This window comes from Thomasclavelia ramosa DSM 1402 (assembly GCF_014131695.1).
Taxonomy (GTDB): Bacteria; Bacillota_I; Bacilli_A; order Erysipelotrichales; family Coprobacillaceae; genus Thomasclavelia; species Thomasclavelia ramosa.
The window spans coordinates 66,959-81,711 of sequence record NZ_CP036346.1; the positions used below are offsets into that span (position 1 = coordinate 66,959).

At 31.0% G+C, this 14,753-nt stretch carries 13 protein-coding genes; 7 read left to right on the forward strand and 6 right to left on the reverse strand.

From position 1 onward, the window contains the following. The first annotated feature begins 1 nt into the window (after position 1). Positions 2 to 763 carry a sporulation initiation factor Spo0A C-terminal domain-containing protein gene (locus EYR00_RS00315; RefSeq protein WP_003535411.1) on the forward strand — a complete coding sequence of 254 codons (762 nt, stop codon included), beginning with the start codon at positions 2 to 4 and terminating at the stop codon, positions 761 to 763. A gap of 111 nt (positions 764 to 874) precedes the next feature. Here EYR00_RS00315 and spo0A read toward each other — a convergent pair whose 3' ends face one another. Both spo0A and EYR00_RS00325 read right to left on the reverse strand, forming a co-directional pair. Continuing rightward, on the reverse strand, positions 875 to 1,690 hold the full coding sequence (gene spo0A / locus EYR00_RS00320) for a sporulation transcription factor Spo0A (RefSeq protein ID WP_003535410.1): 816 nt from the start codon (positions 1,688 to 1,690) through the stop codon (positions 875 to 877). Between the two features lie 197 nt (positions 1,691 to 1,887). Next, positions 1,888 to 2,991, reverse strand: coding sequence for a transglutaminase domain-containing protein (locus EYR00_RS00325; protein ID WP_003535408.1), 1,104 nt, complete (start codon positions 2,989 to 2,991; stop codon positions 1,888 to 1,890). A gap of 243 nt (positions 2,992 to 3,234) precedes the next feature. On the opposite strand from EYR00_RS00325, the gene EYR00_RS00330 reads away from it, so the two are divergent. The 4 genes from EYR00_RS00330 to EYR00_RS00345 all read left to right on the forward strand — a co-directional run bounded on the left by EYR00_RS00330 (position 3,235) and on the right by EYR00_RS00345 (position 8,601). After that, on the forward strand, positions 3,235 to 4,734 hold the full coding sequence (locus EYR00_RS00330) for an LCP family protein (RefSeq protein ID WP_003535406.1): 1,500 nt from the start codon (positions 3,235 to 3,237) through the stop codon (positions 4,732 to 4,734). A 98-nt stretch (positions 4,735 to 4,832) separates the two neighbouring features. Continuing rightward, positions 4,833 to 6,341: an LCP family protein gene (locus tag EYR00_RS00335; protein WP_003535404.1), complete on the forward strand. Its 1,509-nt coding sequence runs from the start codon at positions 4,833 to 4,835 to the stop codon at positions 6,339 to 6,341. Positions 6,342 to 6,494: 153 nt separating this feature from the next. Beyond that, positions 6,495 to 8,006, forward strand: a complete 1,512-nt coding sequence (locus EYR00_RS00340; protein WP_003535403.1) for a L,D-transpeptidase family protein — start codon at positions 6,495 to 6,497, stop codon at positions 8,004 to 8,006. Positions 8,007 to 8,208: 202 nt separating this feature from the next. Next, positions 8,209 to 8,601, forward strand: coding sequence for a pyridoxamine 5'-phosphate oxidase family protein (locus EYR00_RS00345; RefSeq protein ID WP_003535402.1), 393 nt, complete (start codon positions 8,209 to 8,211; stop codon positions 8,599 to 8,601). Positions 8,602 to 8,666: 65 nt separating this feature from the next. On the opposite strand, the gene rfbB is transcribed toward EYR00_RS00345, so the two are convergent. From rfbB to rfbA, 3 genes are read right to left on the reverse strand one after another with little or no spacing between them, the layout of a single operon-like run. Continuing rightward, complete coding sequence (gene rfbB, locus EYR00_RS00350) at positions 8,667 to 9,692, reverse strand: dTDP-glucose 4,6-dehydratase (protein WP_003535401.1); 1,026 nt, start codon at positions 9,690 to 9,692, stop codon at positions 8,667 to 8,669. Next, the gene (gene rfbC / locus EYR00_RS00355) at positions 9,693 to 10,268 is read right to left on the reverse strand and encodes a dTDP-4-dehydrorhamnose 3,5-epimerase (protein ID WP_003535400.1); all 576 of its coding nucleotides are present in this window, start codon (positions 10,266 to 10,268) and stop codon (positions 9,693 to 9,695) included. It abuts the gene before it with no gap. Between the two features lie 11 nt (positions 10,269 to 10,279). Then, the gene (rfbA, locus tag EYR00_RS00360; protein ID WP_003535399.1) at positions 10,280 to 11,161 is read right to left on the reverse strand and encodes a glucose-1-phosphate thymidylyltransferase RfbA; all 882 of its coding nucleotides are present in this window, start codon (positions 11,159 to 11,161) and stop codon (positions 10,280 to 10,282) included. 195 nt (positions 11,162 to 11,356) lie between these two features. Here rfbA and EYR00_RS00365 point away from each other — a divergent pair, with 195 nt between their 5' ends. Continuing rightward, positions 11,357 to 12,211 (forward strand): YitT family protein, encoded by an 855-nt coding sequence (locus EYR00_RS00365; protein WP_003535398.1) that lies wholly within the window; start codon positions 11,357 to 11,359, stop codon positions 12,209 to 12,211. Positions 12,212 to 12,281: 70 nt separating this feature from the next. On the opposite strand, the gene EYR00_RS00370 is transcribed toward EYR00_RS00365, so the two are convergent. Next, positions 12,282 to 13,010, reverse strand: coding sequence for a 6-phosphogluconolactonase (locus EYR00_RS00370; RefSeq protein WP_003535397.1), 729 nt, complete (start codon positions 13,008 to 13,010; stop codon positions 12,282 to 12,284). A 303-nt stretch (positions 13,011 to 13,313) separates the two neighbouring features. Between EYR00_RS00370 and EYR00_RS00375 the strand changes: the two genes are divergently transcribed. Beyond that, positions 13,314 to 14,672 carry a PTS sugar transporter subunit IIC gene (locus EYR00_RS00375; protein WP_003535395.1) on the forward strand — a complete coding sequence of 453 codons (1,359 nt, stop codon included), beginning with the start codon at positions 13,314 to 13,316 and terminating at the stop codon, positions 14,670 to 14,672. The last annotated feature ends 81 nt before the right edge of the window (positions 14,673 to 14,753 follow it).

A 14,753-nucleotide genomic window follows, 5' to 3' on the forward strand; every position in this document is an offset into this window, starting at 1 on the left:
AATGAATAATAAGGCAGGTATTGTGATTTTAACAGAAAATCATTTGTTGAAAGAGGAACTGGTCAATAAGATTAGAAGTAATGATCATTATGAAATTATTGCAACTTTTAATGATGGTGGTATATGTGAAGACTATTTAGCTACGCATACATGTGATTTACTTGTAATTGATTTAATTTTGACTAATATAGATGGTGCTGGAGTGATTGGGAATATAAGATCTAACAATCCAAAAGCCTTAAAACATGTTATTTGTATTAGTGATTTTACTAACTCACTAGTATTTGAAATGTTAGAAGGCTTAGCAGTAGATTACTGTTTAAAGAAACCGGTTGATTTAAACTATTTTATGGAAATCATTGATCGTATCTTAAAAATTAGATTAAAACATAATTTAGGTATTGACGATTATCATCAAACAGTTCTAAAAAAGGAAATTCATGATACGTTTATGAAAGTGGGAATGCCACGACATTTAAAAGGCTATAATTATCTAGTTACAGCAATTGTTTTAGTTTGTGGAAATATTAATCTTTTAGGAGAAATTACTAAAGAATTATATCCGCGTATTGCTAGAACTTATGGAACAACGGCATCACGAGTTGAACAGTCGATTCGTCATGTTTTAAAATGTACTTGGGAAAGTGGTTGTCAAGATGAGCTAGAGCAGCTATTTGGATTTCGGGCAAAACGTAAAACATGTAATTCTGAATTTATTTCAACAATTGTAGATGAGTTATTATCAAAGTATAAAGGAAGTTAACGATCCGAGGATTTAATTCCTCTTTTTATGTCAGTTATGGAGATCTCCATGATTGATATAAGAAAAAGATTAGTTTTTCTAAAATTAGGTAGAAAAAAAGAGCTTACGCTCTTATAAGTAACTATGACGGCTTGCCGCTTTTGTTTGATGTTCTAGACGAAGTTTATCAGCAATCATTGCAATAAATTCAGAATTGGTAGGTTTTGATTTAGTTGCACTGACTGTATAACCAAAGATATCATCAATTGCATCAGTATTACCGCGGTTCCAAGCAACTTCAATAGCATGACGAATGGCACGTTCTACTCTTGAAGCGGTAGTACTGTATTGGCGGGCAATATCTGGATAAAGGACTTTAGTTACTTGACCTAATAATTCGATATTATAGTAAGTAGATAGAATTGCAGTTCTTAGGTACATATATCCTTTGATGTGGGCTGGAATCCCAACTTCATGAAGGATATCTGTAATTTCATTTTCTAACTTAATTTTTTGATATTTTTCAGATTCGTTTTGTGACATACCTTTAATATCTTCTAATGTAACTTTCATTACAGAATTTAAGGTTGTCGCAAAATAATTGATATCGAATGGTTGTTTAAAACAATAACTTACATTTAATTTTTCTAATGTTTCACAAATTAATGGATTAGTAAAGCTAGTAATACAAACTACTTTATTATAGGCACGACTATTTACTTCCTTAAGTTTATTTAGAACACCGATTCCATCAATGTTGGTAAGCATTAAATCAATAATTAATAAATCACAATTATTATTAGATAAATAGTTTAAACAGCTTGTTGCATTATCGCTAGTACCAATAACGGTAAAGTTATTTGTCGCAATTAAACTGTCCTTAATATTATTCAATAAATCCTTGTTTTCTTCTAAAATGTATACTGTATACTTTTTAACGTCTGTCATCTCTATATTCCCCTTTCGTTTTAGTGACAAAATTTATTATATTTATACAGTATAAAAGAGAAAAGGGTTTATTTATAGATAATTAGGGATTTAGTAAAGTAAGGAATTAAGTTCCCTATAACAAGAAAGTTTTCGTGAAAATTCGTGAAGAATTCTCGAATTTTCAAGGATAATAACGAGTCGTGTCGAACGGCTGATTATTCGATTTTTTGATTAAAAATTAAAACATTTAAATTATCATAATAAAAATATTGAACAGTATATTGCTTACTTGTATAGGGATTGAAAAGGTCAAACATTTCCTCTTGATCAATCAATCTTTTTTTTGCTTCCTGATAACAACTGTCACTAAATTTAAATTCCATCCAGGCAATATTATCATGTTTATACTGTTTTACCATTTTATTTAATGCTGCTTTATTGTAATTTTCGTTATAAAGATTCTCATATTTGAAATACGTATAATTTCCTTGTTTCGTTATTTCATATTGATCAAGAGGTTCATATAATTTCAACATATCATCAGAATCAAACATAAAATAGTTCATCATTGCAAAAATATTGCCTTCGCTATCATAATCACCCCAAGTAGCATCAAGATAGTAATAGTCATCATCTAGATAAATTAAATTCCAGGCATGATAAGCTTCATCGTCACTAGCACCAATTTCTTTACCCACGATATAGGCGCTTTTTATCCCAACTGCTTCAGCAAGATACTGAATAGCCTTTACATAGCCGCTGCAAACTGTTTCACCATAAATTAACGAGCTAGTAATATATTGATTATCTTTAGCATTATCAACATATCGACACTTCTCAATTACAAATTGATAAATTTTTTTTAATTTATCATAATCACTACTTTCACTTGAAATCGAATTTACTAATTCATCACGGACAGATTCTAATTGAGCTGTTAAAGTGTCACGTTCACTTTTAGAATATGAATAACTGGGAATATAATTACATATATCAACTTGATTTTGTAGCTCAAAATAATCTAGATAATAGATTTCGGGATGATCATATAAAACATAATCATTTATTTTTTGAACTAATTCATAATCATTACTGCTGATTGTGACCTTTTTTGCATTATCAAGAATGCAATTATAAATATTTTCATAAATTTCTTTTTCTTTAGATGATAAAGACTGATAATAGTATAAATAACTCGCATCGCCGCTTAAGTAGTCAGTATCAATAGTTATTGCTGGTCGAGAATTAGACTTTTCACGAAAACTAAAACACCCGGTTAATAAAAATAGTGATAATATCGTCAGTAATATCTTTTTCATTTTTGGATTCCTCCTATTTTTAGTATAACATGGATTATTCATGAGAAAGAAGGATTATGATAAAAGTGGCTAAAATTATCACATAAAGACCATAATATAACATGTTTATTAATAAACATAGATGAATGATTAATATTTCTTACAAAATTCTTAAAATTTCTATTTATTTCGACATAAATTTGTATTATAAAACAGATTATGATATTATTTAACGGTAAAAAAGTGCGAATATAGGAGGCTTATATGAAAGACAATAAGTTTATTAAATTTATTACTTCTAAGTATTTGATTTTGGCAGTGCAGTTATTCGCAACCGCATTGTTTACATATTTAATCTTTCAATTGGATCTAGTACCATTAAAATACTTGATTCCAGCGACAGGGGCATTAGGTTTATTAATTATAATTTTCTTCTTTATCATGAGGAGCGGGCAAAAGAAAATTAATCAAGGTTTAAAAAGCAAGCGTTCAATCGTTACAAAAATTATTAGCTTATTAATGAGTATTTTATTAATGTTCGCATCAAGTTATGTTGTTAGGGGAAATGATTTTTTTAATACCGTTACTAAAGCAACAACACAAAAATATTTAGTTTCAGTGATTACAATGAAAAATAATAGTGCAACTAAATTAAGTGATCTTGATGGAAAGAAATTTGGTGTATCTTATCAACATGATACAACGACGATTACTAAAGCAATTGCTGATATGGAAAATGATCTTGGGGAACAAGAAGATATGGTTAAATATGATGACTATAGCGGATTGGCCGATGCTCTGTATAAAGGTGAAGTAGATGCTATTATTGTTGGACAAGAATATAAGTCGATGTTGGAAGCAAATCATGATAGTTTTGATGACGAAACAAAAATTATTAAATCATATGAATATGAATCTAAGTTAAGTGTTACAACTAAACAAACAAATGTAACAGAAAACCCATTTACAATTTATGTTACTGGAATTGATACATATGGTAGTGTTAGTACCGTAGCTCGAAGTGATGTAAACTTGATTGTTACTGTTAATCCTAAAACAAAACAAATTTTGATGACCAGTATTCCGCGTGATTGTGAAATTCAATTGCATAAGAATGGTAAAATGGATAAATTAACTCATACCGGAATCTATGGAACAAGTGAAACAATTAGTACGATTGAAGATTTCTTAGATGTTGAAATTAATTATTTTGCGAGAACTAATTTTAGTGGAATGACAAATATTGTAGATGCTCTTGGTGGGGTAACAATCGATTCTGATTATAAATTCACAACATTACATGGTAATTACAACATTGTTAAAGGCGAAAACCAAATGGATGGGGATAAAGCATTATGCTTTGTTCGGGAAAGATATTCTTTACCAAATGGAGATTTTGACCGTGGTAAAAATCAACAAAAATTATTAAAAGCAATGTTAGAAAAAGCAATGTCACCAAAGATAATCACTAATTTTAATAATATTTTGACTGCGATTGAAGGAAGTTTTGAAACTGATATGTCAAGTAAAGAAATTAAGTCGTTATTGAATATGCAGTTAAACGATATGTCGGATTGGACTGTTTATAATGTTCAAGTAGAAGGTGAAGGTTATAAAACTTCGAAAACTGCATCAATGTATGGGACAGAGGTCTATGTAATGAAACCTTATCAAAAACAAGTTAAAAAAATTAAGAAGATCATTGATACGGTAGAACAAGGTGGAACTATTTCTGAAGAGGATTTAAAAGGGCTAGGAAACTAAAGAGCTTCATTATGAAGCTCTTTCTATTTAACAACAAAATAACCTATGCTACGACAAATCAATATGATATTATAAAAGGTGTTCGGTGAGGTGAGAGAATGGCAAAGAAGAAAAAGAAAAAAGGAATGTTTTCTAAACTTACATCTAAAGGAATTATTTTAACGATACAGTTAATTGCTTCAGCCGTATTCTTAGGATATATTTATGTATTGAAAATGTTACCAACTAGGTATTATGCAATTTTAATAATTGTTTTAATAGCATTATTATTGCTTGAAATGATTTGGATTACATCCGGAGCACGAAGAAAAAGAAGAACAGGAAAAGGCTTTAGAATTTTTATTAGTAAGTTCGTAAGTGTTGCTTTATCTGCTCTATTGATCGTAGGAAGCGTGTATGCTTCACAGGGTAATAGTTTTTTAAGTAATATTACAAGTGCATTTACACAAACTAGAGTTATTGCAGTATATGCAATGAAGCAAGGAAAAATTAATAAAGTTGAAGATTTGAAAGGAAAAACAATCGGAGTAGAAAATAAAACTAGTGTATCTAGTATTACCGATGCTTTAGCACAAGTACAAGAAAAAATCGGTAAAGAACCTGAAAAGAAAAATTATAGTGATTATGCTGATTTAGCAGATGCTCTGTATAAAGGTGAAGTAGATTGTATTGTTGCTGATCAGTCATATTTAGGTGTGTTGGAAACTAATCACGAAAGTTTTGAAGATGAAACTAAAGTGGTTTATAAAATGGAAGTTCAAGAAAAATTAGAAGCAGTAACAACAAAGACAGATGTTACTGAAAATCCTTTTATTGTCTATATAACTGGTATTGATACATATGGTTCAGTTAACACTATCTCTCGTGCGGATGTAAATCTTGTTGTTTGTGTCAATCCATTGGAAAAACAAGTATTGATGGTTAGTGTTCCTAGAGATACTCAAGTCAATCTGCATAAAAATGGTAAGATGGATAAAATTACCCATTCAGCAATGTATGGAATTAATGAGACGATTCAGACACTAGAAGACTTTTTAGATCTAAAAGTCAATTATTATGCAAAAACTAATTTTAGTGGAATTACAAACATTATTGATGCCTTGGGGGGAGTGGAAGTAGATTCACCGTATGAATTTACAACATTACATGGTAATTATAAGATAAAAAAAGGTGTCAATGAATTAAATGGTGATCAAGCATTATGTTTTGTTCGGGAACGTTATGCTCTACCATCGGGAGACTTTGATCGTGGTAAAAATCAGCAGCGGTTATTAAAAGCAATGTTGAAAAAAGCAATGTCACCGAAAATTATTACTAACTATAGCAATATTTTAGCAGCTGTTGAGGGAAGTTTTGAAACTGATATGTCAAGTGATGATATCAAGTCATTAGTTAATATGCAGTTAGATGATATGGCCAATTGGGAAATGTTCAATGTTCAAGTAACTGGTGATGGGGCTATTTCATATGATACATATTCGCAAAAAGGGAAGAAAACATATATTACAATCCCTTATAAAAAATCAATTCAAAATATTCGTAAAGTAATTGATAAAATTGAAGCTGGTAAAAAACTTACTGAAGCTGATGTAAAAGGATTAAGTTAGCCGACGATTATAGTCGGCTTTTTATGTTAAATTTGTTAAATTTATTTAAGATTGTTGATTTTTTTGTTAATTAAGCGAATTGATTGAAACCGATATTATTTGTGCTATAATGAGATAAAATTTAAGGTTTGTTGTTGTAAGGAGAGAAGTAGATTGGCGTTTATTAAGAAGATAAAAAAATTAAAAAAGAGTGTTAAAATTACTGGTGGAGTAATTATAGGAGTTATTGTTGTCTTTGCTATTTTTTCATTTTATTATCGTGATAAGTGGTATCCTAATACATCTATTAATGGAATCGATGTATCAAGCATGACTTATGAAGAAAGTAAAAATGTATTAAAGAACCAGATTGAAAGTTATGCTTTGGAAATAGGGGCAGAGGGAAATCAAAAGCTTACGATTGCAGGGAAAGATATTAATTTAAGTGCAGATTTTGAAAAAAATCTAGAAAGTGACTATAAAAATCATCGCAGTCAACGTAGTATTTTTGGGATTTTTAGTGGTTACAACCATGATATTGATTTAAAAATATCTTATGATCAAAATAAATTAAGTGAAATAGTTAATGGTTCAGTGCTTATCAATGGGAATGAAGAATATCAAATTGTGCAGTCAACAAATGCTCATATTGAATACGATGAAACAACGAAGAGTGGAAAAATGGTTAAAGCAACAATTGGAAATGAACTAAATCTCGAAAAATTTAGTAACTTAATTACAACGTCAATAAGTAAATTAACTACAAAGATTGATTTAACTGATCAAGATAAATATGCAGAAGTTTATCAACAGCCAGTTAGTGATATTAGTGATAAGCATTTAGAAGAGATGTTGAATACGTATAATAATTATCTATTAAATTGGATCAACTGGGATATGGGAGAAGGCAAAGTTGAGACGATGACACCAGATGATATTAAAAACTGGTTAAGCTGTAATGATAAAGGTGAAGTTGTCCTTGATAAAGAAGCAATGAGTGAGTGGATTGAAGAATTTTGTTTGCGCTATAAGACAGTTGGAAAGAAACGTAATTTTACGACTCATAATGGAAACGTGATTCAGATTTCAGGTGGTGACTATGGCTGGCGCCTTGATTATGAAAAGATCGTTAAACAAGTAGAAGCAGCGATTACTGAAAAAACGGACAGTAAATTAATTGAGGCCTACCTCAGTGAGCAAAGTAAAAAGAATCAAAAAGCTTTAACAACGGAATTAGAACCAACTTATTCTAATAAGGCGTATCAAAAAGATTATGAAAACTTTGAAAATGATTGGGATACTCAAAATTATAGTGAAATTGATTTAACTGAACAAAGAGTATACGTGTATCGCGATGGTCAATTAGCTTATTCTTGTATTTGTGTAAGTGGATTACCAACTGAGAAAAATGATCGTATCACACGTACAGGGGTATGGTATATCAAAGAGAAAAAACCAGAGAAAGTTTTAGTTGGCGAAGATTATGAGACTCCGGTTAAATATTGGATTAGAATTATGTGGACAGGAACTGGATATCATGCTTTGGATCGAAGCGACTGGGCAAATTGGACTCCAGATCTGTATAAAGTAAAAGGATCACATGGATGTTTGAATCTTCAAGAAGAGGATGCCAAAAAATTATATGAGCTGATTAGAATGAATGATCCAGTTTTTATTCATTATTAAAATTATTAAAAAGCATTTTCTTAGTTAAACTAAAGGAATGCTTTTTTAATTTTAATTATTTTAAATTATTTATTATAAATGCTGGTAAGAGAGATTAAAGAATAAAATTATAACTAATATAATGATTTAACTAAGTTTATAATGATTAGATTGTACTAATGAGTTGAGGGGAGTAAAATATATATTATAAGGAGGAGCTGGTATGAATGAAGTTTATGAATTCTTGAAGAAATGTGGAACTTATTATTTAGCTACTGTTGAGGGTTATAAACCGCGGGTTAGGCCATTTGGGACAATTGATTTGTATAATAATAGATTGTATATCCAAACTGGTAAAGTTAAAGCTGTTTCGCGACAAATTAAAGAGAATCCTCAAATAGAGATTTGTGCTATGGATGATGGAAAATGGATTAGAATTGAAGCAACTGCTTATCTTGATAATAATATTGATGCACAAAAACATATGTTAGCAGCCTATCCATCATTGCAAAAAATGTATCAGCCTGGAGATGGAAATACAGAAGTATTTTATCTTCGTAATGTAACTGCAAAAATCTGTTCTTTTACAGAAGAACCAAAAATCTTCAAATTTTAATTAATTTGATAATAAAAAAATTGTTGAACTCATTTATGTTCAACAATTTTTAATTTAAATAATAATTATTTTACTTTTCCAGCGTACATTTTCTCAAAATAGTTTTGATATTCACCAGAAAGAATATTTTGCCACCATTCTTTATTATCTAAATACCATTGAATGGTTTGTTGGATACCAGTATCAAAGTTATATTTTGGTTTCCATCCAAGTTCTGTTTCTAATTTAGTTGGATCAATAGCATAACGACGATCATGCCCCTTACGATCTTCAACATATTTGATTAAAGATTCAGGTTTATTTAAAGCTTTTAAAATAGTTTGAACAACTTCTAAATTAGTTCTTTCATTATGACCACCAACATTATAAACTTCACCAACACGACCTTTTCTAATAATTAAGTCAATTGCAACACAGTGATCGTATACATGTAACCAGTCACGAACATTATCACCTTTACCATATACTGGTAATTCTTCATCAGCTAAAGCTCTTGAAATCATTAATGGAATTAACTTTTCAGGGAAATGATATGGACCATAGTTATTTGAACATCTAGAAATAGTTACTGGTAATCCAAAAGTACGATGATAAGCTAAAACAAATAAATCTGCAGAAGCTTTTGATGAACTATAAGGACTAGATGTGTGTAATGGTGTTGTTTCAGTAAAGAACAAATCAGGTCGATCTAAAGGTAGGTCACCATATACTTCATCAGTAGATACTTGATGATATCTTTTTACTCCAAATTCTTTAGCTGCATCTAATAAAGTAGTTGTTCCCATAACATTTGTTTTAACGAAGATTTCAGGATCAGTAATACTTCTATCAACATGTGATTCTGCTGCGAAGTTAACAACAACATCAAATTTTTCTTCTTCAAATAACTTAAAGATGAATTCACGGTCAGCAATATCACCTTTAACAAATTTATAATTCGGTTTACCTTCAACTGGTTTACAAGTCTCTAAGTTTCCAGCATAAGTTAATAAATCTAAGTTAACGATCATATCTTCTGGATAAGTTTCAACCATATAGTGAACAAAGTTTCCACCGATGAAACCTGCTCCACCTGTTACTAAAATTTTCATTTATTTATCTCCTTCAAATTTAAAATTACAATCACTTTCATCTAATGTAGGACCATTTTTATCTTTATCTGATAAGATTGGTTCAATTCCATTTAATAATCCGCCCCAATCAACATTGACCGAAGGATCATCGTAACGAATTCCCCGATCATGTTCTTTAGAGTATAAATTATCTACTTTGTATCTAAATTCAACATTATCAGTTAATGTTAAGAAACCATGAGCAAATCCTCGAGGAATAAAGAACATCTTCTTATTTTCTTCACTCAACTCTACTGCAACCCATTGTTTATAAGTTGGAGAACCTTTACGAATATCAACAGCGACATCAATAACAGTTCCTTTAGTACAGCTAACTAATTTAGCTTGGGCCATTGGATCATTTTGGAAATGCAAGCCTCTTAAAGTCCCTTTTTTTGCTGTAAAAGACATGTTGTCTTGAACAAAGACATTATCAATTCCTAATTCATGAAAATTACTTGTTGAATATGTTTCCATGAAATAACCGCGGTGATCACCATGAATATCTGGCTCAATGATAACCACACCAGGGATTTTAGTTTCAATTTTTTTCATTTGTCTACCTCTTATTGATCTATAAATTTACCGTCTAATACATCTTTTAAATATTTACCATATTGGTTTTTCTTATACAACTCATATGATGTATTAAGCTGGTCTTTGGAAATCCACCCGTTATTATAAGCGATTTCTTCAAGACATGCAATCTTCCGGTTTTGATGAGTTTCTACAGTTTTAACAAAGTTAGTTGCATCGACTAAACTTTCATGAGTTCCTGTATCTAACCAGGTAAATCCTTGTCCTAATAAAGTTACATCTAAAGTACCATTATCTAGATAGATTTTATTTAAATCAGTAATTTCTAATTCGCCACGGGCACTTGGTTTAATACTTTTAGCGAATTCAACAACATTTTTATCATAGAAATATAGCCCTGTAACAGCATAATTAGATTTAGGATTAGCTGGTTTTTCTTCTAGTGAAACAGCTTTACCATTTTCATCAAATTCAACAACCCCAAATCTCTCAGGATCATCAACATAATATCCAAATACGGTTGCTCCACTAAACTTATTAGCAGCTTCTCTTAAACGTTTACCTAAGCCATGACCATGGAAAATATTATCCCCTAAGACCATTGCACATCCTTCACCATCAATAAATTCTTCACCAAGAATAAATGCCTGAGCTAATCCATCAGGAGAGGGTTGTACTTTGTATTGAAGTGAAATCCCAAATTGGCTGCCGTCACCTAATAGTTCTTCAAAACGAGGAGTATCATCAGGTGTCGAGATGATTAGGATATCTTTGATTCCAGCTTCCATCAAAATACTTAATGGATAATAAATCATTGGTTTGTCATAAATTGGTAATAATTGTTTACTTGTTACTTGAGTTAGAGGATATAATCTTGTTCCAGATCCTCCAGCTAATACAATACCTTTCATATTAAAAAGCCTCCTTTATTTCATCATAATCTTAAACCATTACGTAACGTAAGGGTCAAGTGTTATTGTATAATGATATTAAAGTTTTTAGTACTAAAAAGATGTCTAAAAGAATTAATTAGTAATTGTATTGTATAAAAAACAATTATGATTTAAAATAGATAAAGTTGAAAGTAATGATGAAAGAGTGAGAAAATGAAAGATATCAGAAATATAATCGGAATATTATTAGGTAATACAATTTATGCTTTAGGAGTAACGATGTTTATTTTACCTAATAATTTAATTACAGGTGGAACAACAGGGATGGCGTTGTTAGTAAATGCGACGACTGGATTTTCAATAACTGTCTTTGTTTCAATTTTTAATGTCAGTATGTTTTTAATTGGGTGGAAAGTATTAGGGAAAAAGTTTGCTTTAACGACTTTGATCAGTTCTTTTTACTATCCATTCATTTTAGGGATTCTTCAAGGTGTTTTTAAAAATGAAATGATGAGTAAAGATACATTATTATGCGTTATTTTAGCGGGATTAATGATTGGTACAGCAATCGGGTTAGTAATTCGTTGTGGAGCTAGTACTGGAGGAATGGATATACCGCCATTGATCCTAAATAAAAAATTAGGTATTCCTATTTCAGTAAGTATGTATGGTTTTGATTTTATTATTTTACTAGGACAAATGGTCATTCGTAATCGAGAAATGGTTTTTTATGGAATCTTGCTAGTGCTGATCTATACTGTTGTCTTAGATAAAGTATTGGTTATTGGAAAATCACAGATGCAAGTCAAAATAGTTAGCGCTAAATTTAATGAGATAAATGAAAAGATTATTAGTGTTCTTGATCGGGGAACTACACTGATTCATAGTGAGACGGGTTTTAAGCATAATCAGTACCCAGTAGTTTTAACAGTTGTAAATAATCGAGAGTTGACCCAGTTAAATAATTATGTTTATGACATCGATCCTGATGCCTTTATGATTATCAATAAGGTAAATGAGGTTAGGGGAAAAGGCTTCTCAAGTGCAAAAAAATATGAAAATAAATAAAACGGCTAATATGCAGCGCTCGCCTAAAGTCAGTCTAACTTTAGGCGGGACACTACAATAGGCCGTTTTGTTATAATCTTTTATAGTTATTTAAATCTAGTAATGAAGCAGCATCTTGATCACAAATAACCGTAAAGTTAGGATGCAGTTTTAAAATGGTAGCTGGTAATTCGTCAGTGATTGGTGAATCAAGCATTTGCTTTAAAATTTCTGCTTTTTCTTTACCTGTGACAATCATTACTAGGTGTTTTACTCGCATCAAACTCTTTGGACCCATTGTTAAAGTTACCGGTTGTTGGGGTTTATCAGCATAAGCGGGATTAACCGCATTTTTAATTTTGCGTTCTAATGCATAAGTATAGCTGTCCATTGGTGTACAGCGAGGACAGTTACTACAAAAGTGACCATCAAATCCTAACCCAATCAGCATTGCATCGATTTCTCCGGCATTACGAATCTGTTCATCAAAGGTTTCCCAATTGTCCATAGTAGTGATATGAACTCGATCGGCAGGAATATTAGCTGGTTCAAAAAACACTTTTTGCATTTCTTTCCAGTTTTCACCATCTTCTTTAGCTGTTTTTCCAATATATGGGGCTTCATCGAATAAATAATATTGCACATCAGCGAATTTTGCTTGATCTTTAACATATGGAATCATCATTTTATATAATAATTCGGGTGAACGACCAGCGGTTAGTGAAATATTTACACGCTTATCTTGCATCATTGTTCCGAGTAAAATTTGCATCGCACTTTCACTCATTTTTTCTTTTGAATCTTCAATAATTAATTTCATAATCTTTCTCCTTGATTTTCATATTTTATGAAACATCTTGGATAAAGAAGTAAAGCTTACACAAAGGCTATTCTAAGGCAATAAAGATATTAGGTCAAGGTAATTTTGGTAAAATAATTAATAATATTTATATTTTTTAAAATAACTTTTTTAGCTATTTTTTCATTTTATCATAAATTCAACTAAAATAATTAGTGATTTCCAAATATTGGAAATTATTTCGCAATTATGCAAAATAATTGTTTATAGACTGGTTGAGTTTATATAATCATGGGGAGGTTAAAAGAAGGGAGGAATTAAAATATGAATTTTATTGAAAAATTCAATGAGATTGCCAATAAGACTTTAGTTCCAATTGCTAATAAACTTGGGAACCAGCGTCATTTGGCAGCAATTCGTGATGGTATGGTAGTGGCGATTCCATTATCGATTTTAGGTGGTTTTTGTTTAATTATTTCAACTCCACCATTTACGCCAAAGAGTTTACCGGATTGGGGAGTAATTAGTGATCTATTAATTGGCTGGTATAATTGGGCTCAGGCCAATGCAACGGCTTTGCGACTGCCGTACAATATGACAATGGCATTAATGGGGCTATTTGTTGCTATCGCGATCGCATATCATTTGGCTAAAAGATATGAAATGTCAGGATTAAATGCAGCGATTGTTTCAACCACAGTATTTTTATTGATTTGTGCACCAACAACAACTGCGGTATTGACTAGTGCAATTAGTGAGGGGGCCAACACTAATGATCTATTAGCACAGGCAGCTAGTTTTATTCCTACGACCTACCTAGATGCTAAAGGTATTTTTACTGCTATTATTGTTTCTATCGGCTGTGTTGAAATAATGAGGGTGATGTTGAAGAAAAATATTCGTTTTAAGATGCCTGAGGGAGTTCCTCCAGCAATCGCTTCATCATTTGATTCAATTTTACCACTATTTGTTTGTATGGGAGTCTTCTATGGCTTATCATTGATTATTCAAAATATTAGTGGTGAATTATTACCTAGTTTGATCATGACGATTTTAGCACCAGCAATTTCAGGATTAGATTCATTACTTGGAATTTGTTTAATTACAATTATTGCTCAAACTTTCTGGTTCTTTGGTTTACATGGTGCAAGTATTACGCAGCCAATCAGACTGCCGTTTATGCAAATGTATTTAATGGCAAATATCACTGCTTTTTCAGCTGGTGAGCCAATTGTCAATTTCTTTACTCAACCATTTTGGTCTTATGTAATTACACTTGGTGGCGGAGGTGCAACATTAGGTTTATGTATTCTCTTGTTACGCTCAAAATCAGTAGAGTTAAAGACATTAGGTAAATTATCAATCGGACCAGCAATTTTTAATATCAATGAGCCAATCATCTTCGGGTTACCAATGGTCTTGAATCCGTTAATGATGATACCATTTATTTTTGTACCGGTAATTAATACAATTATTGCTTATACTTGTATGGCTTTAAATATTGTTGGAAAGGGCGTAGTTGAGACTCCATGGACAACTCCGGCACCGATTGGCGCAGCCTTGGGCTGTATGGATATCAAAGCGGGAATCATGGTTATTATCTTAATTATTTTGGATATGCTACTTTATTATCCATTCTTTAAATTAATGGAAAAACAGAAATTAGCTGAAGAAAATAGCTAATTTATTAAAAGTTGATACAATCAAGGATAAAGATAAACTTACACACCAAAAAGAGATTTTAAATCTCTTTTTATTTTAAAA